Annotated in this window: 17 protein-coding genes; 12 read left to right on the forward strand and 5 right to left on the reverse strand. The window is 60.5% G+C overall.

The features are described from left to right. Positions 1–92 precede the first annotated feature (92 nt). Entirely contained in the window at positions 93–563 is a 471-nt protein-coding gene (ybaK, locus tag HX783_RS06400) for a Cys-tRNA(Pro) deacylase (RefSeq protein WP_177016333.1), read from the reverse strand. 326 nt (positions 564–889) lie between these two features. Here ybaK and HX783_RS06405 point away from each other — a divergent pair, with 326 nt between their 5' ends. The 4 genes from HX783_RS06405 (at position 890) to glpD (ending at position 5,973) form a co-directional block, all read left to right on the forward strand. Next, the gene (locus HX783_RS06405; RefSeq protein ID WP_177016334.1) at positions 890–1,744 is read left to right on the forward strand and encodes an MIP/aquaporin family protein; all 855 of its coding nucleotides are present in this window, start codon (positions 890–892) and stop codon (positions 1,742–1,744) included. Between the two features lie 81 nt (positions 1,745–1,825). Continuing rightward, positions 1,826–3,331 carry a glycerol kinase GlpK gene (gene glpK, locus HX783_RS06410; RefSeq protein ID WP_177016335.1) on the forward strand — a complete coding sequence of 502 codons (1,506 nt, stop codon included), beginning with the start codon at positions 1,826–1,828 and terminating at the stop codon, positions 3,329–3,331. Positions 3,332–3,426: 95 nt separating this feature from the next. Further along, positions 3,427–4,182 carry a DeoR/GlpR family transcriptional regulator gene (locus tag HX783_RS06415; protein WP_010212755.1) on the forward strand — a complete coding sequence of 252 codons (756 nt, stop codon included), beginning with the start codon at positions 3,427–3,429 and terminating at the stop codon, positions 4,180–4,182. Between the two features lie 252 nt (positions 4,183–4,434). After that, on the forward strand, positions 4,435–5,973 hold the full coding sequence (gene glpD, locus HX783_RS06420) for a glycerol-3-phosphate dehydrogenase (RefSeq protein ID WP_177016336.1): 1,539 nt from the start codon (positions 4,435–4,437) through the stop codon (positions 5,971–5,973). 46 nt (positions 5,974–6,019) lie between these two features. On the opposite strand, the gene HX783_RS06425 is transcribed toward glpD, so the two are convergent. Then, the gene (locus tag HX783_RS06425) at positions 6,020–6,745 is read right to left on the reverse strand and encodes a tetratricopeptide repeat protein (RefSeq protein WP_177016337.1); all 726 of its coding nucleotides are present in this window, start codon (positions 6,743–6,745) and stop codon (positions 6,020–6,022) included. A 126-nt stretch (positions 6,746–6,871) separates the two neighbouring features. Here HX783_RS06425 and HX783_RS06430 point away from each other — a divergent pair, with 126 nt between their 5' ends. From HX783_RS06430 to HX783_RS06465, 8 genes are all read left to right on the forward strand, one after another. After that, positions 6,872–9,193 (forward strand): TonB-dependent siderophore receptor, encoded by a 2,322-nt coding sequence (locus HX783_RS06430; RefSeq protein WP_177016338.1) that lies wholly within the window; start codon positions 6,872–6,874, stop codon positions 9,191–9,193. Positions 9,194–9,602: 409 nt separating this feature from the next. Further along, complete coding sequence (locus HX783_RS06435; protein WP_177016339.1) at positions 9,603–10,529, forward strand: glutamate/aspartate ABC transporter substrate-binding protein; 927 nt, start codon at positions 9,603–9,605, stop codon at positions 10,527–10,529. Between the two features lie 194 nt (positions 10,530–10,723). Next, positions 10,724–11,470: an amino acid ABC transporter permease gene (locus tag HX783_RS06440; RefSeq protein ID WP_159954486.1), complete on the forward strand. Its 747-nt coding sequence runs from the start codon at positions 10,724–10,726 to the stop codon at positions 11,468–11,470. Then, complete coding sequence (locus tag HX783_RS06445) at positions 11,470–12,141, forward strand: amino acid ABC transporter permease (protein WP_053254637.1); 672 nt, start codon at positions 11,470–11,472, stop codon at positions 12,139–12,141. The genes HX783_RS06440 and HX783_RS06445 overlap by 1 nt, the downstream gene beginning before the upstream one ends. Then, positions 12,138–12,872: an amino acid ABC transporter ATP-binding protein gene (locus tag HX783_RS06450; RefSeq protein WP_007916729.1), complete on the forward strand. Its 735-nt coding sequence runs from the start codon at positions 12,138–12,140 to the stop codon at positions 12,870–12,872. The genes HX783_RS06445 and HX783_RS06450 overlap by 4 nt, the downstream gene beginning before the upstream one ends. Before the next feature lie 171 nt (positions 12,873–13,043). Then, positions 13,044–14,945 (forward strand): sensor histidine kinase, encoded by a 1,902-nt coding sequence (locus HX783_RS06455; protein ID WP_177016340.1) that lies wholly within the window; start codon positions 13,044–13,046, stop codon positions 14,943–14,945. Then, a complete protein-coding gene (locus HX783_RS06460; RefSeq protein WP_256347112.1) occupies positions 14,942–16,291 on the forward strand; it encodes a sigma-54 dependent transcriptional regulator in 1,350 nt (449 codons plus the stop codon). Before HX783_RS06455 ends, HX783_RS06460 begins: the two co-directional genes overlap by 4 nt. Then, positions 16,291–16,629: a GlpM family protein gene (locus HX783_RS06465; RefSeq protein ID WP_177016341.1), complete on the forward strand. Its 339-nt coding sequence runs from the start codon at positions 16,291–16,293 to the stop codon at positions 16,627–16,629. Before HX783_RS06460 ends, HX783_RS06465 begins: the two co-directional genes overlap by 1 nt. 142 nt (positions 16,630–16,771) lie before the next feature. Here the strand turns inward: HX783_RS06465 and HX783_RS06470 are convergent, their stop codons facing one another. The 3 genes from HX783_RS06470 to HX783_RS06480 are packed head-to-tail and all read right to left on the reverse strand — an operon-like array spanning position 16,772 to position 21,061. Beyond that, positions 16,772–18,169, reverse strand: coding sequence for a sigma-54 dependent transcriptional regulator (locus tag HX783_RS06470; RefSeq protein ID WP_177016342.1), 1,398 nt, complete (start codon positions 18,167–18,169; stop codon positions 16,772–16,774). Then, positions 18,159–19,937 (reverse strand): HAMP domain-containing sensor histidine kinase, encoded by a 1,779-nt coding sequence (locus HX783_RS06475; RefSeq protein ID WP_177016343.1) that lies wholly within the window; start codon positions 19,935–19,937, stop codon positions 18,159–18,161. Before HX783_RS06475 ends, HX783_RS06470 begins: the two co-directional genes overlap by 11 nt. Continuing rightward, a complete protein-coding gene (locus HX783_RS06480) occupies positions 19,937–21,061 on the reverse strand; it encodes a GNAT family N-acetyltransferase (protein WP_177016344.1) in 1,125 nt (374 codons plus the stop codon). The genes HX783_RS06475 and HX783_RS06480 overlap by 1 nt, the downstream gene beginning before the upstream one ends. Between the last annotated feature and the right edge of the window lies 1 nt (position 21,062).

Here is a 21,062-nt window from a genome sequence, read left to right on the forward strand (position 1 = left end):
CGGTACATCAGTCACTGCATCTTTGACTGACACACCGCATTCGCGAGCAAGCCCGCTCCCACATTGGATCTCGTCGCATTCAAAATTAAGTTTCAGGCCCGGCCAATCGGCGCAAATTTAGCCTGGGTATGCTCAGCCAGCACCGCCGCCGGCAACTCAACTTCCAACCCCCTCCTCCCGGCACTGACAAAAATCGTCGCAAACGGCTGCGCCGTCACATCGATAAAAGTGCGCAGACGCTTTTTCTGCCCCAACGGGCTGATGCCACCCAACAAGTAACCGGTAGAGCGCTGCGCCGCCGCCGGGTCGGCCATTTCGACTTTTTTTACCCCAGCCGCCTGCGCCAACGCCTTTAAATCCAGACTTCCGACGACCGGCACCACCGCCACCAACAATTCACCTTTCTCACTGCTGGCCAGCAAGGTTTTGAACACTTGGGCAGGGTCGAGCGCCAATTTCTCCGCGGCCTCCAGGCCATAGGACGCCGCCTTGGGATCATGTTCGTAACTGTGGATGTGATGTTCGGCGCGAACTTTTTTCAACAGGTCCAGTGCGGGGGTCATGGCTATTCCGGGCGTGGAAAACAGAGGGTCAATTCTAGGCCAAGGCCATGCAAAACGCTCTAGTGCGCCACTCCTGAAATGAGTACTGGCGGGGACAAGCGTGATCATTCATCAGACTAATAGTTTGAAAATGACCAATGGTTCACTTTCGACCTTTGACAGCCGTCATTCTTGTCTATATTTTTTCGTTTCCGAATACTGTAGGAATAGAGCTGCAGTACTCCAGCAGTAAGCCATGGTTTGGATGGGGATCCTCGCCACGGTGAAAATCGCGCAACAGCCCGTTGAGGCCGCGCGCCAAACAAGAACAACAATCGAGGTTTTCCATGACAACTGCTCTTCAACAGCCTTCACTTTCGAGCCAATGCATGGCCGAATTCCTGGGGACTGCGCTTCTGATCTTCTTCGGTACAGGATGTGTTGCTGCGCTCAAGGTCGCGGGTGCCAGCTTTGGGTTGTGGGAAATCAGTATCATCTGGGGGATCGGCGTGAGTATGGCGATCTACCTGAGCGCCGGTATTTCCGGGGCTCACCTCAATCCAGCGGTGAGTATTGCCCTGTGCATTTTTGCCGATTTCGAAAAGCGCAAACTGCCCTTCTATATCCTTGCCCAAGTCGCGGGCGCCTTCTGCTCGGCCGCCTTGGTCTACACGTTGTATAGCAATCTTTTTTTCGATTACGAACAAACCCACCACATGGTACGCGGCTCCCAGGCCAGCCTGGAGTTGGCGTCGGTGTTCTCCACTTACCCGCATGCCCTGTTGAGCACGGCCCAGGCGTTCCTGGTGGAAATGGTCATCACCGCCATCTTGATGGGCGTGATCATGGCCCTCACCGACGACAACAATGGCCTGCCACGCGGCCCGCTGGCGCCGCTGCTGATCGGCCTGTTAATCGCGGTGATTGGCAGCGCCATGGGCCCGCTGACCGGCTTTGCGATGAACCCGGCGCGGGATTTCGGGCCCAAGCTGATGACCTTTTTCGCCGGCTGGGGTGAAATAGCCTTTACTGGCGGTCGCGATATTCCCTACTTCCTGATTCCGATTTTCGCGCCGATTGTCGGCGCCTGCCTCGGTGCTGCGGCCTATCGCGGGCTGATTGCCCGTCATCTGCCAAGCGCCGCACCTGCTATAGATGAAACACCTGACACGGCTGTCAACGGCAAGACGCGTATTTCCTGATAGCGCCGGCCTGGTCCGCACTGCCTCTTTGCGGCCCAGGCTGATTCCTTACTTCCTTATTTTCCGTCTAAGGCAATCGACATGACCGACATTCAGAATAAGAACTACATCATTGCCCTTGATCAGGGCACCACCAGTTCGCGGGCGATCATCTTTGATCGTGACGCCAACGTGGTCTGCACCGCCCAGCGCGAATTCACTCAGCATTACCCGCAAGCCGGCTGGGTTGAACATGACCCGATGGAAATCTTCGCCACGCAAAGCGCGGTGATGGTCGAGGCCCTGGCACAAGCCGGCCTGCACCATGACCAAGTCGCCGCCATCGGTATCACCAACCAGCGTGAAACCACCGTGGTCTGGGACAAGGTCACTGGCCGCCCGATCTACAACGCCATCGTCTGGCAGTGCCGCCGCAGCACCGAGATCTGCCAGCAGCTCAAGCGCGACGGCCACGAGCAATACATCAATGACACCACCGGCCTGGTCACCGACCCCTACTTCTCCGGCACCAAGCTCAAGTGGATCCTCGACAACGTCGAAGGCAGCCGCGAGCGTGCGCGCAACGGTGAGCTGCTGTTCGGCACCATCGACAGCTGGCTGATCTGGAAATTTACCGGCGGCAAAACCCACGTCACCGACTACACCAACGCCTCGCGCACCATGCTCTTCAACATCCACACCCTGGAGTGGGATGCGAAGATGCTGGAGATTCTCGACGTGCCGCGCGAAATGCTGCCGGAAGTGAAGTCCTCTTCGGAAATCTACGGCCGCACCAAAAGCGGTATCGCCATCGGCGGCATTGCTGGTGACCAACAAGCCGCCCTGTTCGGCCAGATGTGCGTGGAAGCCGGCCAGGCCAAGAACACCTACGGCACCGGCTGCTTCCTGCTGATGAACACCGGCGACAAGGCGGTGAAATCCAAGCACGGTATGCTCACCACCATCGCCTGCGGCCCACGCGGCGAAGTGGCTTACGCCCTGGAAGGCGCGGTGTTCAACGGTGGTTCCACCGTGCAATGGCTGCGTGACGAGTTGAAGATCATCGCCGACGCCACCGACACCGAATACTTCGCCGGCAAGGTCAAGGACAGCAACGGCGTGTACCTGGTGCCGGCCTTCACCGGCCTGGGCGCTCCGTACTGGGACCCGTATGCGCGTGGCGCGCTGTTCGGCCTGACCCGTGGCGTACGCGTGGATCACATTATTCGTGCAGCCCTGGAGTCGATTGCCTACCAGACCCGCGACGTATTGGACGCCATGCAACAGGACTCGGGCGAACGCCTCAAAGCCCTGCGCGTGGACGGTGGTGCGGTGGCCAACAACTTCCTGATGCAGTTCCAGGCCGACATCCTCGGCACCCAGGTCGAGCGCCCGCAAATGCGCGAGACCACCGCACTGGGCGCGGCTTACCTGGCAGGCCTGGCCTGTGGCTTCTGGGGCAGCCTGGACGAGTTGCGCGGCAAGGCGGTGATCGAGCGCGAATTCGAACCTGCGCTGGACGAAGCCGCCAAAGAGAAACTCTACGCCGGCTGGCAAAAAGCGGTAAGCCGCACCCGCGACTGGGAACCGCACGAAGGCGCTGAATAAGCCAAGCGCCGGACCGATAGAGGGTTGTAACTGGCAGGGAGCAGATTCCTGCGTCATCATGGGCCACTTTTGTATGGCAGCCCAAAGGACGCCCCATGAATCTGCCTCCCCGCCAACAACAAATCCTCGAACTGGTCCGCGAACGCGGCTACGTCAGTATCGAGGAGATGGCGCAGCTATTCGTTGTCACCCCGCAAACCATCCGCCGCGATATCAACCAGCTGGCGGACGCCAATCTGCTGCGCCGTTACCACGGCGGCGCGGCCTATGACTCCAGTGTCGAAAACACCGCGTACGCCATGCGTGCCGACCAGATGCGTGATGAGAAACAACGCATCGGCGAAGCCATCGCCGCACAAATCCCCGATCATGCCTCGCTGTTTATCAACATCGGCACCACCACCGAGTCGATCGCGCGTGCGCTGCTGAATCACAATCACCTGAAAATCATCACCAACAACCTCAACGTCGCGACCATGCTCAGTGCCAAGGACGATTTCGATGTGTTGCTGACCGGCGGTAACGTGCGCCGTGATGGCGGTGTGGTGGGTCAGGCGAGTGTCGACTTCATCAACCAGTTCAAGGTCGACTTTGCGTTGGTGGGTATCAGCGGCATCGATGAAGACGGCAGTTTGCTCGACTTTGACTACCAGGAAGTGCGGGTTTCCCAGGCGATTATCGCCAATGCGCGCCAGGTGATATTGGCGGCGGACTCAAGCAAATTCGGGCGCAACGCCATGATTCGCTTGGGGCCGATCAGTCTGGTCGACTGTTTGGTGACAGATCAACAGCCGGTGCCGGCGTTGGTGCAGTTGTTGAATCAGCACAAGGTTCGGCTGGAAGTCGTTTAACCCTCTCTCGTTCCCATGCTCCGCGTCGGAATGCATCAAAGGACGCTCTGCGTCCACTGTGACGCAGAGCGTCACGGGCTGAGTTCCCACGCAGAGCGTGGGAACTATCAGTTCGCAATTCTTCCTTTCCTCGCCCTTCGATGAGTTTTTTCAATCGAAGTCGGGTGGCTGTGCGCGCGTTTATCAGCTACCATTTTCGCAAATGAACATTAATGTTCGAATTCCAAGACGAAAAATTCGCGAGGCCAGCCGATGAACCCTTCCACCTTGCCTGCTCCACCGCTTGCCGAAGTCTATGATGTTGCCGTAATCGGCGGCGGGATCAATGGCGTCGGCATTGCAGCAGACGCAGCCGGTCGCGGTTTGTCGGTATTCCTTTGCGAAAAGGATGACTTGGCCAGCCACACCTCCTCCGCCAGCAGCAAGCTGATCCACGGCGGTCTGCGCTACCTCGAACATTACGAATTCCGCCTGGTGCGCGAAGCCCTGGCCGAACGTGAAGTGCTGTTGGCCAAGGCCCCGCACATCGTCAAGCAGATGCGCTTTGTGCTGCCGCATCGCCCGCACCTGCGCCCCGCGTGGATGATCCGCGCCGGCCTGTTCCTGTATGACCACTTGGGCAAGCGCGAAAAGCTCGCCGGCTCGAAAAGCCTCAAGTTCGGCCCTGACAGCCCGCTGAAAAGCGAAATCACCAAAGGCTTCGAATACTCAGATTGCTGGGTCGACGACGCCCGCCTGGTAGTGCTGAACGCCATGGCCGCCCGCGAAAAAGGCGCGCATATCCACACCCAGACCCGTTGCGTCAGCGCGCACCGCAGCAACGGCATGTGGGAAATGAACATGGAACGCGCCGATGGCAGCCTGTTCTCGATTCGTGCCCGGGCACTGGTGAATGCGGCAGGCCCATGGGTCGCCAAGTTCATCAAGGAAGACCTGAAGCTGGATTCGCCGTACGGCATCCGCCTGATCCAGGGCAGCCACCTGATCGTGCCGAAACTGTACGAAGGCGCCCACGCGCACATTTTGCAGAACGAAGACGGGCGTATCGTCTTCACCATTCCGTACCTGAACCACCTGACCATCATCGGCACCACCGACCGCGAATACACCGGCGACCCGGCCGCAGTTGCGATTACCGAAGGCGAAACCGACTACATGCTGAAAGTGGTGAATGCCCACTTCAAGAAGCAGTTGAACCGCGACGATATCGTGCACACCTATTCCGGCGTGCGCCCGCTGTGCAACGACGAATCAGATAACCCATCGGCTATCACCCGCGACTACACCCTGTCGCTGTCTGGGGGCACCGGCGAGGCGCCGATCCTGTCGGTGTTCGGCGGCAAGCTGACCACCTACCGCAAACTCGCCGAGTCGGCGATGGCCCAGCTGGCGCCGTACTTCACGCAGATGCGCCCAAGCTGGACGGCCACGGCCAGCCTGCCAGGCGGCGAGAACATGAGCACGCCAGAAGCGTTGGCCGAGGCGATTCGCGCCAAGTTCGACTGGGTGCCGAGCGAGATCGCCCGTCGCTGGTCCACCACCTACGGCAGCCGCACCTGGCGCTTGCTGGAAGGCGTGCAATCGCTGGCCGACCTGGGCGACCACTTGGGCGGTGGCCTGTACACCCGCGAAGTCGATTACCTGTGTGCCGAAGAATGGGTGACGCAACCGCAGGACGTGCTGTGGCGCCGTACCAAACTGGGCCTGTTCACCACGCCGGAAGAACAGGACAACGTGCAGCGTTACCTGTCCAAGGTTGAACACAACCGCGCAAAGATTGAAGCGGCCTGACAGGCCGTTTTGAAGAGCCCCTGCACCGAAAGGTCCAGGGGCTTTTTTATGCCTCGAGCGCCTGGCGCTGATAACGCAGGCCCATTTCGCGAATCGCGCTGAAAGCCGAGCCCAACAACACCGGGTAAGCCGCCAGCAGAAAACCCGGCGTCGCGGTTGTCAGGGCGCGCTCAAGCCATACGCAGGCTTGGGCCTCATCGCCCGCTTCCACCAGCTCGGCGGCATGGTTGTATTGCCCGCGAAAATCCCCGGCCTCAGCCGAACGCTGATACCACTGCCGCGCCACTTGCACATCCTTGGGCACCACCACGCCCTCGTGGTGAAAGCGCCCCAGCAGGTTCATCGACTTGGCATGCCCTTTTGCGGCAGCCTGACCGAACAGCTCATACGCGGCGAGAAGATCGCGCTCCACACCGCGCCCGCGCGTCAGCAGTTGGCCGTAGTTGTACAAACCCCAATCCAAACCCAGGTCGGCGGCTTGCCGGTAATGCCGGGCGCACTCGGCCAGGTCGACTTCACAGCCCCAGCCATTCTCCAGGCAGCGCCCGACCATGTTGATCGCCATCGGGTGGCGTTGCTGCGCGGCAATGCGGAACCAGCTCAACGCCAGCGGCTGATCCTTCTGGATGCCACGGCCGTCGAGCAACAGCTGGGCCAGCGTCGCTTGCGCGTCGGCATCGCCCAGCTGCGCGGCATGCATGACCCAGCGCGCATAGGCGCGCGGGTTGTCGCCGATTTCAGACGCATCACTGCCTGATTGCCCACCTTGCATGCCTGCCCCACATGGCGATCCAGGACCGCGATAAATTTTCATGAATTATTTCGTTACAAACTATTACATTTGAGATCCTTTATCAATTACGATTACATCTCACTTTCACTCACACGAGAATATTCAATGGCTACCGGGATCAGTTCTGCCCCCCTTTCATCGCGGCATGTGCTCGCGTCGGCGGTGGGTTTGGCAGTGGCTGCGCAAGGAGGATTCAGTTATGCAGCGGAGACTGCAGACGACGGCACAGGTGTGATTCAACTCGGCGCGACCAGCATTGAAGGTCAGGCGCCCAGCCAGAGCACTTACAACCCTGTGGCGCCTTCGTCCCCCAAATACACCGAAGCCCTGCGCGACACGCCGCAGACGATCACGGTGGTGCCCAAGGAAGTCATTCACGACCAGAACCTGCTGACCCTGCGCGACGTGCTCAGCACCGTGCCAGGCATCACCTTTGGTGCTGGCGAAGGCGGCAGCGGTTATGGCGACAGCATCAACCTGCGCGGTTTCTCCGCCAGTGGCGACATCTACGTCGACGGCGTGCGCGACAGCGCGCAATACAGCCGCACCGACCCGTTCAACCTCGAACAGGTCGAAGTCGTCAGCGGCGCAAGCTCGGTGTATTCGGGCTCCGGCGCGGTCGGCGGCACCATCAACCTGGTGAGCAAGCAGCCAGAACTGCGCGACAAAACCACCCTCAGCGCCGGCATCGGCACCGATAACTACAAGCGCACCACCCTGGACACCAACCAGACCCTCAACGACACCACCGCATTCCGCTTGAACCTGATGGCCCATGGTAACGACGTGCCCGGCCGCGATTATGAAGATTACTCGCGCTGGGGCATTGCGCCCTCCATCGCCTTTGGCCTGGGTACGCCGACCCGTGTCACCGTCAGTTATGAACACCAGAAAGACGACAACACGCCGCAATACGGCATCCCCATCTACAACGGCAAGCCGATGCCGGGCGTGGGTTGGAGCGACTACTACGGCTACCACAACGTCAATGACCAGAAAATCACCTCGGACGCGTTCAGCCTGAAGCTCGAACACGACTTCAACGACGCCGTGTCGGTGCGCAACTTCACCCGCGTCGAGCGCGTGCGCCAGGACCTGCGCGCCTCCGGCCCCGAAGGCGCCCAGGCCGGCTGCCTGGCCACCGGCACCCAGATCACCGGCGCGCCTTGCGCCGCTGGCCTCAAGCCGGGCTATTTCCAGCCAAGCGGTGGCTCGCTGGGTAACGAGCGCAACACCCAGAACAAAATGTTCACCAACCAGACCGACGTGACCAGCCACTTCAGCACAGGCTTTATCGACCACACGCTGGTGACCGGCATCGCCATCAGCCGTGAGGAATACGAGGCGGACACCGGCAAATGGCTGACCAACAGCAATGGCAGCGCCATCGTGCCGCCACCGGTCAGTTTCAGCGACCCCAACTCCGAGTGGGCAGGCCCCGTCAACTTCACCCGTGCCGCCCACGTCGACGGCGCACTGAACAACCGCGCCGCCTACGCCTTCGACACGCTCAAGCTAAACCCGCAATGGGAAATCAACGGCGGCGTGCGTTACGAGCACAACGCCGGCAGTTCGGTGACCAATGCCTATTCGAGCACCGGCGTCGAGACGCCTGGTGTGCGCTACGGCCAAGCGGATGACTTGACGTCCTACCGCCTCGCGCTGGTGTACAAGCCGGTGGAAAACGGCAGCTTCTACATCGCCTACGGCAACAGCAAGACGCCGTCCCAGGCCAGCGTCAACGGTGGCTGCTTCACCCCGGCGAAATCCTCAGGCACGTCCACCAACAACTGCAACGTTGCCCCGGAAACCGCGGTCAGCTATGAGATCGGCACCAAGTGGGACTTCCTCGACAATGCCCTGTCGGTCACCGGCGCGATCTTCCGCAATGACCGCACCAACTACAAAGTCGCCGACCCCGACCCCACCAACCTGAGCGGCACGCAATCGCTGGACGGTAAAGCGCGCGCAGACGGCGTGGCACTTGGCCTCAGCGGTGCGATCACCGACAAGTGGAAGGTCTTCGCCAACTACACCTACCTGGACACCCGCGTCTTGCGCAGCGCCAGCGACTTCACCCTGGCCAACACCGGGTTTGACGCGCAGAAAGGCGAGCCGCTGCCGTTCACACCCAAACATGCGGCCAGCCTGTGGACCGTGTACGACCTGCCCTACGATTTCCAGGTGGGCTACGGCATCACGGCGCAATCCAAGCAATACCTGGTCAGCGCCGCCGGGGCACCAACCGCGCCGGGCTATGCGGTGCAGCGCGCGATGCTCGGTTACAAGGTCAACAAGCAGTTGAACCTGCAGTTGAACGTCAACAACCTGTTCGACAAGCAATACCTGACCCGCATCCGTAACAACGGCTGGGCGGTGCCGGGTGATGGGCGTGCGGCGGTTGTGTCGGCTGACTACACCTTCTAAAGCCGAACTGGGTAAAAAATGTGGGAGCGGGCTTGCTCGCGAATGCGGTGGATCAGTTAAAGCCACATCGACTGACACACCGCTTTCGCGAGCAAGCCCGCTCCCACATTTAGATCTCCATCTATCAGGTAGACCACAAGCACCCACCGCATCTCCTATTCGGTTTTCCGAACGACATACCCCGGACCATTCGGTTTGCCGGACCCCACCGTTACAAATCCCCCGCAACAAAAACTTAATATCCTTATAAATCAGAGATATATCCATTTATTTCAGGTATGGCACGACTCATGCTCTACACTCCCTGACGATTGCCTGCGACGCTTCAGGAGCCGTCATGGGCATTCGCTGTACAAAAGAGAGCCGTCTAGCCGGCTTCATAAAAAAAACAAATGTCGAGGAAGTATTGATGCGCATCGTTCCCCATATCCTGGGCGCAGCTATCGCTGCTGCTCTGATCAGCACTCCAGTTTTCGCCGCCGAACTCACCGGCACACTGAAGAAAATCAACGACTCCGGCACCATCACTCTCGCTCACCGCGACAGCTCCATTCCGTTTTCCTACATCGCGGATGGCTCGGGCAAACCCGTGGGCTACTCCCACGACGTTCAGTTGGCTGTTGTTGAAGCCCTGAAAAAAGACCTGAACAAACCCGACCTGAAAACCAAGTACAACCTGGTTACCTCGCAAACCCGTATCCCGCTGATCCAGAACGGCACTGCGGACCTGGAGTGCGGTTCGACCACCAACAACGCCGAGCGCGCCCAGCAAGTTGATTTCACCGTCAACATCTTCGAAATCGGCACCCGTCTGCTGGTCAAGAAAGACAAGGATGGCAAGCCGTCCTACGCTGACTTTGCCGACCTGAAAGGCAAAAACGTGGTGACCACCGCCGGCACCACGTCCGAGCGCATCATCAAGGCGATGAACGCCGACAAGCAGATGGGCATGAACGTCATCTCCGCCAAAGACCACGGCGAATCCTTCCAGATGCTGGAAAGCGGCCGCGCCGTTGCCTTCATGATGGACGACGCCCTGCTGGCCGGCGAAGAAGCCAAGGCCAAGAAGCCGGACGACTGGGTCATCACCGGTACGCCGCAGTCCTTCGAAGCCTACGCGTGCATGGTGCGTAAAGGCGATCCTGAGTTCAAGAAAGCCGTGGATGACGCCATTGTCGCCCTGTACAAATCCGGCGAAATCAACAAGATCTACAGCAAGTGGTTCGAGAGCCCGATCCCACCAAAAGGCCTGAACCTGAACTTCCCGATGAGCGACAAGGTTAAGGAGCTGATCGCTAACCCAAGCGACAAGCCAGCGCCTGACGTAAAAATCTGATACCTGACTAAGCTTATGTCCTGAGGGGGCCAACGTTCCCTCAGGCGTCTGTTACTACCTGCGGGCTTTAATTTGGAACACTCGACCTGGCGGTTTTCGAGCCGATCGCGTGTGCCTGGCGTTCAACGTCAGGCGGGAAAGGATCTTCCCCAAGCGGGTGCTTGTACATCGATCGATCTCGAGGGGAGACCCTAATGAATTACAACTGGGACTGGGGCGTGTTCTTCAAGTCCACTGGCGTGGGCAGCGAGACTTATCTCGACTGGTACATCGCCGGTTTGGGCTGGACCATCGCCATCGCTGTCGTGGCATGGATTATCGCCTTGTTGCTTGGCTCCATTCTGGGGGTCATGCGTACCGTGCCAAACCGCATCGTATCGGGCATCGCGACCTGCTACGTGGAACTGTTTCGTAACGTGCCGCTGCTGGTTCAGCTGTTCATCTGGTATTTCCTGATACCCGACCTGCTGCCGCAAAACCTGCAGGACTGGTACAAACAAGACCTCAACCCGACCACCTCGGCTTATCTGAGCGTTGTCGTGTGCCTGGGCCTGTTCACCGCCGCCCGTGTGTGCGAACAAGTGCGCACCGGCATCCAGGCGCTGCCGCGTGGCCAGGAAGCCGCCGCGCGTGCCATGGGCTTCAAGCTGCCGCAGATCTACTGGAACGTGCTGCTGCCCCAGGCCTACCGCATCATCATTCCGCCGCTTACCTCGGAATTCCTCAACGTGTTCAAGAACTCCTCCGTGGCGTCCTTGATCGGCTTGATGGAACTGCTGGCGCAAACCAAACAGACCGCCGAGTTCTCGGCCAACCTGTTTGAAGCCTTCACCCTGGCCACGCTGATCTACTTCACCCTGAACATGAGCCTGATGTTGCTGATGCGCCTGGTCGAGAAGAAAGTCGCGGTGCCCGGCCTGATCTCCGTGGGGGGTAAATAATGGACTTCGATTTCAGCGGCATCATCCCCGCCATCCCTGGCCTGTGGAACGGCATGGTCATGACCTTGCAGTTGATGGTCATGGGCGTGATCGGCGGCATCGCATTGGGTACGGTCCTGGCGCTGATGCGCCTGTCGTCCAACAAACTGCTGTCGCGCCTGGCCGGCGCTTATGTGAACTACTTCCGCTCGATCCCACTGCTGCTGGTGATCACCTGGTTCTACCTGGCGGTGCCGTTCGTGCTGCGCTGGATCACCGGTGAAGACACGCCAATCGGTGCGTTCACCTCCTGCGTCGTGGCCTTCATGATGTTCGAAGCCGCGTACTTCTGTGAAATCGTGCGGGCCGGCGTGCAGTCGATTCCCAAGGGCCAGATGGGCGCCGCCCAAGCGATGGGCATGACCTATGGCCAGACCATGCGTCTGATCATCCTGCCCCAGGCGTTCCGCAAGATGACCCCGTTGCTGCTGCAACAGTCGATCATCCTGTTCCAGGACACCTCGCTGGTCTACACCGTGGGCCTGGTGGACTTCCTCAACTCCGCCCGCTCCAACGGCGACATCATTGGCCGCTCCAATGAGTTCCTGATCTTCGCCGGTGTCGTCTACTTCATCATCAGCTTTTCCGCCTCGCTGCTGGTCAAGCGTCTGCAAAAAAGGTTTGCCGTATGATCTCTATCAAGAACATCAACAAGTGGTATGGCGACTTCCAGGTGCTGACCGATTGCAGCACCGAGGTTAAAAAAGGCGAAGTGATCGTGGTGTGCGGGCCGTCCGGCTCGGGTAAATCCACCCTGATCAAGTGCGTCAACGCACTGGAACCGTTCCAGAAAGGCGACATCGTGGTCGACGGCACCTCCATCGCCGACCCGAAGACCAACCTGCCGAAACTGCGTTCGCGCGTGGGCATGGTGTTCCAGCACTTCGAACTGTTCCCGCACCTGACCATCACCGAAAACCTGACCATCGCGCAGATCAAGGTGCTCGGCCGCAGCAAGGAAGAAGCCACCAAAAAAGGCCTGCAACTGCTTGAGCGCGTAGGCCTGTCGGCGCACGCCCACAAGCATCCGGGCCAGCTGTCCGGTGGCCAGCAACAACGTGTGGCGATTGCCCGCGCCCTGGCCATGGACCCGATCGTCATGCTGTTCGACGAACCGACCTCCGCCCTCGACCCGGAAATGGTCAACGAAGTACTCGACGTGATGGTGCAACTGGCCCACGAAGGCATGACCATGATGTGCGTGACCCACGAAATGGGCTTTGCCCGCAAAGTGGCCGACCGCGTGATCTTCATGGACGCCGGCAAGATCATCGAAGACTGCCCGAAAGAGGAGTTCTTCGGCGACATCAGCGCCCGCTCCGAACGCGCGCAGCACTTCCTTGAGAAAATCCTGCAGCACTAAGCCCTACACAGCTTCCACTGCAGAAACCGGGCCCATGTGGGAGCGGGCTTGCTCGCGAAGGCGTCGTGTCAATCGGTACATTTTTCATTGACCCACCGCATTCGCGAGCAAGCCCGCTCCCACATTGGACCGAGCAGGCCGGCAAGCTCTGGTTGACCCAAGGCATCTGTGATGAAATGCGACCCCAACCAATTTCGCGCCGCACCGCCATCACTTGCCGTGAAACCACGCCTGATCCGCCAACTGTTCCTGCCGCCGTTGATCATCGCCCTGATGATCGGCTTGGGCTATATCGGCTTCTGGGTCAGTGAGTACTATGGCATCCGCACCCTCAGCGACAACGGCGAACGCCAGTTGGAACTGCATGCGCGCACCGTCGAAAGCGAACTGAGCAAATACACCTACCTGCCCAGCCTGCTGGAACTGGAGTCCAGCGTCTCCGCGCTGCTGGCCGACCCCAACCAGGAAACCCGGCAGACGGTCAATGATTACCTCGAAGGCCTGAACCGACGCAGTCGCAGTCGTGCCATCTACGTGATGGACACCACCGGCCGCGTGCTGGCCACCAGTAACTGGCGCGATGCCGACAGTTACCAGGGTGAAGACCTGTCCTTCCGTGCCTATTTCCAGAATGCCGTACGTGGTCAGCCCGGGCGTTTCTACGGCATCGGCAGCACCAACGGCGAACCCGGCTACTACCTGGCCCATGGCCTGGAAGAGCACGGCAAAATCATTGGCGTCGCGGTGGTTAAAGTGCGCCTCGAAGCCCTTGAAGAACGCTGGCAGCGTGCGCGCCTCGAAGCGTTTGTGAGCGACGAAAACGGCATCATCATCCTCTCCAGCGACCCGGCCCGCCGTCTCAAAGCCGTGCGCCCGCTGAGCGATGACACCAAGGAACGCCTGGCCCACAGCCTGCAATATTACTGGGCAACGCTGAACGAGCTGGAGCCCCTGGCCCGCGAGCGCCTGAACGAAGGCACTGAAAAACTGACCTTCCCGGCCAACAGCGAAGTGGTCAACGACGAGCACGAAGTCAGCTACCTCGCCCAAACCCGCCCGCTCAACGACACACCGTGGAATTTCACCCTGCTCACCCCGCTCAACGACCTGCGCCGCGCGGCGATCAACCAGGGCATTCTGGTGGCCGTCGCATTCGGCCTGGTCGCGTTTTTGCTGATCGCCTGGAACGAGCGGCGCAAGGTCATCGCCACCCGCCTCGCCGCGCGCGAAGCCTTGCAGGAAGCCAACAGCCAGCTGGAGCGTCGGATTGCCGAACGCACCGCCGACCTGCGCGCCAGCAATGAACGGCTCAAGGGCCAGATTCGCGAACGACGCCAGGCCGAAGAGACCTTGCGCCGCGCCCAGGATGAACTGGTGCAGGCCGGCAAGCTCGCCGCCATCGGCCAGATGTCCACCAGCATCGCGCATGAGTTGAACCAGCCGCTGGCAGCGTTACGCACGCTGTCGGGCAATACCGTGCGGTTCCTCGAGCGTGGCGCCCTCGACACCGCCAGCGCCAACCTCAAGACCATCAACGAACTGATCGACCGCATGGGGCGCATCACCGCCAGCCTGCGCTCCTTTGCCCGGCGCGGTGATGACCAGGGCGAAGCCAACCTCGCCAAAGCCGTGGACGCGGCGTTCCAGGTGCTTGGCGCGCGCCTCGACGGCCTGCCGTTGACCGTGCACCGCAATTTCGCCAATGCTCAGTTGCAGATCGACCAAACGCGCCTGGAGCAGATTCTGGTCAACCTGATCGGCAACGCCCTCGACGCCATGCAAGCGCAGCCGGCCCCCGAACTGTGGCTGGACGGCCACAGCAGCGAAGGCAAATACCGCCTGCACGTGCGCGATAACGGCCACGGCATCGACCCCGAAACCCGTAAACACCTATTCGAACCGTTCTTCACCACCAAACCCGGCGAACAGGGCCTGGGCCTGGGCCTGACCCTGTCCGCCAGCCTCGCGGCGGCCACCGGCGGCAACCTCGCCGTGGAACACCCGGCCAGTGGTGGTACGGCCTTTGTCTTGTGCCTGCCGTTGGTGGGCACTCAAAAAGCTGAGTCGACATGAATACAGACACTACAGCCGCAAAAGACGCCCTGACCGTCCTGATCGTCGAAGACGACCCCCATGTGCTGCTCGGTTGCCAGCAAGCCCTGGCGCTGGAAGACATTCACAGCGTGGGCGTGGGCAGCGCCGAGGAAGCCCTCAAGCGCATCGGCGCGAACTTCGCCGGCATCGTCATCAGCGATATCCGCCTGCCGGGCATCGATGGCCTGGAGCTGTTGACCCGTCTCAAGGCGCTGGATAAAAGCCTGCCGGTGGTGCTGATTACCGGGCATGGCGATATCTCGATGGCCGTGGGTGCCATGCGCAATGGCGCCTACGATTTCATGGAAAAACCCTTTTCCCCCGAGCGCCTGGTCGAGGTCGCGCGTCGCGCCCTGGAGCAACGCGGGCTGGCGCGGGAAGTCTGGTCGCTGCGCCGCCAGTTGGCCGAGCGCGACTCCCTGGAAGGCCGCATCATCGGGCGCTCGCCGGCCATGCAGAACCTGCGCGAATTGATCGCCAATGTGGCCGACACCTCGGCCAACGTGCTGATCGAAGGCGAGACCGGCACCGGCAAGGAACTGGTCGCGCGTTGCCTGCATGATTTCAGCCGTCGCCATTCCCATCAGTTCGTCGCCTTGAACTGCGGCGGCCTGCCGGAAAACCTGTTTGAAAGCGAGATCTTCGGCCACGAAGCCAACGCCTTTACCGGCGCCGGCAAACGCCGCATCGGCAAGATCGAGCACGCCCACGAAGGCACGCTGTTTCTCGATGAAGTGGAGAGCATGCCGATCAACCTGCAGATCAAATTGCTGCGCGTGCTGCAGGAGCGCACCCTGGAACGCCTGGGTTCGAACCAGAGCGTGGCGGTGGATTGCCGGGTGATTGCCGCCACCAAGTCCGACCTCGACGAACTGAGCCGCGCCAGCCAATTTCGCAGCGACCTTTACTACCGCCTCAACGTGGTCACCCTGGAACTGCCGCCCCTGCGCGAACGGCGCGAAGACATCCTGCAGTTGTTCGAACATTTCCTGCTGCAGTCATCGCTACGCTTCGACCGCACCGCGCCGGAGCTGGACAACCAGACCGTGTCGACCCTGATGAGCCACGACTGGCCCGGCAACGTGCGTGAACTGCGCAACGTCGCCGAACGCTTTGCCTTGGGCCTGCCCGCCTTCAAGAAAAGCGGCAGCGGCAACGTCAACCATGGCCTGGCCTTTACCGAAGCGGTGGAAGCCTTCGAGCGCAACCTGCTCAACGACGCACTGCAACGCAGCGGCGGCAACCTGACCCAGGCCAGCCAGGAACTGGGAATGGCCAAGACCACGCTGTTCGACAAGGTCAAAAAATACGGGTTGAGCCACTGATGGATCTGTTCTTGAAGGCCGCCATTGGTGCGGCAGTGGTGTTGATCCTGGCGGCGTTGGCCAAGACCAAAAACTATTACATCGCAGGATTGGTGCCGCTGTTTCCGACCTTTGCGCTGATTGCCCACTACATCGTCGGCAAGGGCCGTTCGGTGGACGATTTGAAGACCACGATCCTGTTCGGGATGTGGTCGATCATTCCGTATTTTGTGTACTTGGCGACGTTGTATGTGATCGTCGACCGCATGCGCCTGGAGGCATCGCTCGCCGTGGCGGCGGTGGCGTGGTTGATGGCGGCGACGGTGTTGGTGAGTGTGTGGGTGCGTTTACACGCCTGACACTCCTGGTACACCTCAATCAAAAATGTGGGAGCGGGCTTGCTCGCGAAAGCGGTGGTTCAGTCAGCACTTGTATGAGCTGACACACCGTCTTCGCGAGCAAGCCCGCTCCCACATTTGGTTCAGTGGTGAGCCTGATAGATCAGCGCACGATCTTGTCGACTTGAATCCCCAGCTTCTTCAACCGATACCAAAAACTCCTCTCGGAAATACCGATCTTCGCCGCCGCTGCAGCCTGCACGCCGTTGCTCTCGTTCAACGCCGCCAGAATGTAGGTTTTCTCGACTTCCGCCAGCGCCGCGTCCAGGTCCGCCGGCACGCTTGGGTTGTCACCCAGCAGCGCCGCAACGCCCTCTTCGGCCGGCCGGGACGCAAACAGGTAAGCCGGCAGGTCGATGTCTTCGATCACCGGTTTGGCTGCGACGATGGTCGCGCGCTCCACACAGTTCTGCAGCTCGCGGATATTGCCCGGCCAGTTGTAGGCAGCCATGGCCTGCAACGCCTCGGGGCTGAAACCGGTGATGCGTTTGCCGGCAGTAGCGCTCAGGGTCTGGGCGAAGTGCCGGGCCAGGGGCACGATGTCTTCGGCGCGTTCGCGCAGGGCCGGCAACGGGATCGGGAACACATTGAGGCGGTAATACAGGTCTTCGCGAAACTCTTTATTGGCCACCGCGTCCAGCAGGTTTTTGTTGGTGGCGGCGATGACCCGCACGTCCACCTTGCGCTCGCGTGGGTCGCCCACCGGCTCGATCACCCGCTCCTGCAATGCGCGCAGAATCTTGGCTTGCAACGCCAGCGGCATATCACCCACTTCATCGAGGAACAGCGTGCCTTTGTCGGCCTGCATAAAGCGCCCGACCCGATCCGCCACGGCGCCGGTGAACGCGCCTTTGCGGTGGCCGAACATCTCGCTTTCCAGCAAGCCTTCCGGGATGGCCGCGCAATTGACCGCCACGAAGGGCTTGTCGGCACGGCTGCCATGCTTGTGAATGGCGCGGGCGACCATTTCCTTGCCGGTGCCGCTTTCGCCGGTCAGCAGGATGGTCGCGCTGCTGTCACGCACCGAGTCAATCGCGTGCAACACCTGGCGAAACGCCGGGCTGTCGCCGACCAGGCTGTCGAACTGTGCGTGGTGGTCCAGCTCGGCACGCAGCCGCGCGTTGTCGCGCATGATGTCGCGAAACTGCAGGGCCTTGGCCACGGTGATGTCGAGTTCGTCGATGTCGAACGGCTTGGCGATGTAGTCATAGGCGCCATTGCGCATCGACTGCACGGCATTTTTCACCGTGCTGTAGGCGGTCATCACGATCACCGGCAACACCGGGAACCGCACCTTGATCTCGGCCAGCAACGCCGGGCCGTCCATGCCCGGCATGCGCCAGTCGCTGATGACCAGGTCGATGTCTTCCTGTTCCAGCACCTTGAGCGCGTGCAGGCCGTTGCTTGCGGTGAATACCTGGATGCCGTTCTGGCTCAATGCCGACGACAGCAAGTCGCAGAGCTTGGGCTCGTCGTCGACTACCAATACGTTATGCGTCATGACCTTCCTCATCGTCGCCGTCGTCTTCACCTTGGGCCGGAATGTACAGGCTGAAGGTGGCGCCGGCATCTTTCTCACTGGCACATTCGATGCTGCCGTCGTGACTTTCCATGATCGAATAGACTTTGGCCAGGCCCAGGCCCGTGCCGGAGGCCTTGGTGGTGACGAACGGGGTGAAGATCCGCTCGATCATATCCGACGGAATGCCCTGGCCGGTGTCGGCGATGCTGATCACCGTGTTGCCGTCGACGCTGCGAATGCCCAGGGTCAGGCGGCCGCCTTCGGGCATCGCGTCAATCGCGTTGAGGATCAGGTTGAGGCACGCCTGCTTGAGCTGTTTGGCATCGGCATAGATCGTCGCGCCCGGCGCCTGGTCGTCGATTTGCGCATCGATGTTATGCGTCGACAGCTCAGGGCTGCAGAAACCGAGGATTTCTTCCACCAGCGGCCGCGCCGCCTGCAACACCCGCAGCGGCGGGTTGGGTTTGGCAAAATCGAGAAACTCGGTGATCAGGTCATTGATGCGGCTGACCTCACTGATCACGTATTCCAGGTGGCGCTTGTCGGTGTCCGGCAGGTCGACACGGCGGTGCAGCAGCTGCGTGGCCGTCTTGATGATGCCCAACGGGTTGCGGATCTCATGGGCCAGGCCCATGGCTACTTCGCCCAAGGCGTGCAGCCGATCGCGACGCCGCAACTGCGCCTCAAGGTGATGCAACTCACCGAGGCGCTCGGTCATGTGGTTGAAAGTGCTGCTCAGTTGCGCGAGTTCATCGCCGCCAGTGACCAACACACGGTGTTCGTAATTACCGGAGATCACCGCGTTCACGCCTTGGGACAAGTCCCGCAGCGGCTTGGTCAGACGCCGTGACACCAGTACGCCGGCGCCCAGCGACAACGCTGAGCTGAGCAGGAAAATCAGCACGAACAGGTTGCTCTGGTTCACCAGCCCGACCAGGCTGGTATGGCGCAACAGGCCGCTGAAGATCACGCCTTGCAGGTCGCCGGCGTCATTGAAGATCGGCCAGTACAAGCCACTGTAGTTGTTGGTGAACTGCTCACTCGGCTGCTTGGTGCTGCGCATGGCCGTCTCGACATCCTTGGGGATGCGCGACGGGTGATTCTCGAAGCGCTGGGTCGAGAATATCTCGTTGAAGCCCGACGGGTTGGCCAGGTACAGGCGCAGGTCGAGGGAGTGCACATCGGCCACGCTGGTGAGGAAACTGCTGTCCAGGTAAGTGGCCACCAACAGCAGGTAATCAACCCCCTCCTGATTGGTTTCGAACGTCGAGACCACCAGGCCCGTACTCACCCCAGCCACCTGCACGGTCTGCAGTACCGCATTGCTGGTCAGGTCGATCTGCTTGACGACGTCGTCGGCTGCCGTGCTGAACATCACTTTGTGGTCACTGACGCGAATCAGCGCGACCACGTCGATGTCGGTGGCGTCGGCGATGTCGGCGGTGAGCCGGTCATGCTTGGCGGCTTGCTTGTTCGACGGCGGGCTGGTGTAGCGCAGGAACAGCTTGGCCATGCGCGCGTTGTCATGAAGGATATCGCCGATTTCGTCCTTGACGATCTTGGTCGACTCTTGCAGCCAGATGCGCACGTTACTGTCGAAAATCTGCGACAACGTGGTCGCCGCCAGCTCGGCGGCGATCATGGTGGGAATAACGCTGACCAGCCAAAACGCCAGCACCAGCTTGCGCTGGACGCTCCAACGCGAAATGGCAAAGGGGCGGGCTTTCTGGCGGGTCTTGGTGATCATCAGGTTTCGCTTATCGCAGCAGCCATGGCAGGGTCGGAACGATCCGGTCTGAGGTACATTTTCACGAGTTTGAGCAGGCCATTGACCAGCCGATTACGGTGACGGAAAAACATGCTGTTGCCCCGGAACTCGCAACCCAGGCGCAGCTTACTGGCGTAACCGTCCTGACCGCACTCGTACACAGGAATATTGTGCTCAATACAATAGTCGACATTGGTCAGCCAATAGCGGAAGTACAAGCTGTACTCGCGGCTGAACGCCATGTCGTGCCCGAAAAACTTGTCGATCATACGGTGCTGGTCCAACAGCACCAGGTTGAACGCCACCAACCGCTCGTCCACCCAATACAGCACACAGACCGCACGCTCTTCAAGCCGTTCGAGGATGCCAGTGAAGTAACTCGCCGGCAGGCGTTCAAACTGCAAGTCGGCGCGACTGAGCGTGGCTTCGTACAAGCGCATCACGTCCGCCAGCACGTCATCAATGTTGTGTCGCCATTCCACCCGCGGGCCCGGCGCGCGCAGTTTGCGTCGCAAGTCTTTGCGGGTCGATTTGCACAACGAGCCCAGGTAGGCGTCCACCGAACCGTAAGGCACGGCCAGCAAACCGCTGGGCAAGCTAGGCATGCTCTGGAAGCCGGCTGCACGGCAGCTGGCCGCCCAGTGCGGGTCTTTGGTCGGCACATCCTTGACCGCCACCAGGCCGATGCCGAAGGTAGTGGCGTCATGGCGGGCGGCGTTAATTAAATGCTTGAGCAACAGCGGGCGCTGCTCTTCAGGCACGCTGCTGGCGACTCCTGCGTCACAGCGCTCGGCGATTGGCGAGCCGATGGCATACAGCTGCAAGCGTAAAACACCCGGCCACAGTCGCTCCAGGCGCTCGGTAAAGCGCTTGCCGGCGCCCGACACCGTGGTGTCGAGACGATAATAGGTGATGAACGCGGCGGCCACGGCCACCAGCGTTTCATCGTCGTAGACAGCCAGGTAGCGCCACTTGAAATCATCGATAGCGGCGTTTTCCACGGCAACGTAAAAATCCCAATCCTCCAGGGCTCCGGGAAAACAGTCGTTCCAGGCACTGCGCGGGATGGCCCGGATGGTTGAAAAAGCTTGGGCGGTGATCACG

Origin of the sequence: Pseudomonas sp. D2002, from assembly GCF_013385735.1 — a bacterium.
GTDB lineage: Bacteria > Pseudomonadota > Gammaproteobacteria > Pseudomonadales > Pseudomonadaceae > Aquipseudomonas.

Coding starts and splice junctions, on each gene's coding strand:
- HX783_RS06465 (WP_177016341.1), top strand. CDS start 16,291: ATGGATCTGTTCTTGAAGGCCGCCATTGGTGCGGCAGTGGTGTTGATC.
- HX783_RS06470 (WP_177016342.1), bottom strand. CDS start 18,169: ATGACGCATAACGTATTGGTAGTCGACGACGAGCCCAAGCTCTGCGAC.
- HX783_RS06425 (WP_177016337.1), bottom strand. CDS start 6,745: ATGCAAGGTGGGCAATCAGGCAGTGATGCGTCTGAAATCGGCGACAAC.
- HX783_RS06415 (WP_010212755.1), top strand. CDS start 3,427: ATGAATCTGCCTCCCCGCCAACAACAAATCCTCGAACTGGTCCGCGAA.
- HX783_RS06405 (WP_177016334.1), top strand. CDS start 890: ATGACAACTGCTCTTCAACAGCCTTCACTTTCGAGCCAATGCATGGCC.
- HX783_RS06430 (WP_177016338.1), top strand. CDS start 6,872: ATGGCTACCGGGATCAGTTCTGCCCCCCTTTCATCGCGGCATGTGCTC.
- glpK (WP_177016335.1), top strand. CDS start 1,826: ATGACCGACATTCAGAATAAGAACTACATCATTGCCCTTGATCAGGGC.
- HX783_RS06455 (WP_177016340.1), top strand. CDS start 13,044: ATGAAATGCGACCCCAACCAATTTCGCGCCGCACCGCCATCACTTGCC.
- HX783_RS06440 (WP_159954486.1), top strand. CDS start 10,724: ATGAATTACAACTGGGACTGGGGCGTGTTCTTCAAGTCCACTGGCGTG.
- glpD (WP_177016336.1), top strand. CDS start 4,435: ATGAACCCTTCCACCTTGCCTGCTCCACCGCTTGCCGAAGTCTATGAT.
- ybaK (WP_177016333.1), bottom strand. CDS start 563: ATGACCCCCGCACTGGACCTGTTGAAAAAAGTTCGCGCCGAACATCAC.
- HX783_RS06460 (WP_256347112.1), top strand. CDS start 14,942: ATGAATACAGACACTACAGCCGCAAAAGACGCCCTGACCGTCCTGATC.
- HX783_RS06435 (WP_177016339.1), top strand. CDS start 9,603: ATGCGCATCGTTCCCCATATCCTGGGCGCAGCTATCGCTGCTGCTCTG.
- HX783_RS06445 (WP_053254637.1), top strand. CDS start 11,470: ATGGACTTCGATTTCAGCGGCATCATCCCCGCCATCCCTGGCCTGTGG.
- HX783_RS06475 (WP_177016343.1), bottom strand. CDS start 19,937: ATGATCACCAAGACCCGCCAGAAAGCCCGCCCCTTTGCCATTTCGCGT.
- HX783_RS06450 (WP_007916729.1), top strand. CDS start 12,138: ATGATCTCTATCAAGAACATCAACAAGTGGTATGGCGACTTCCAGGTG.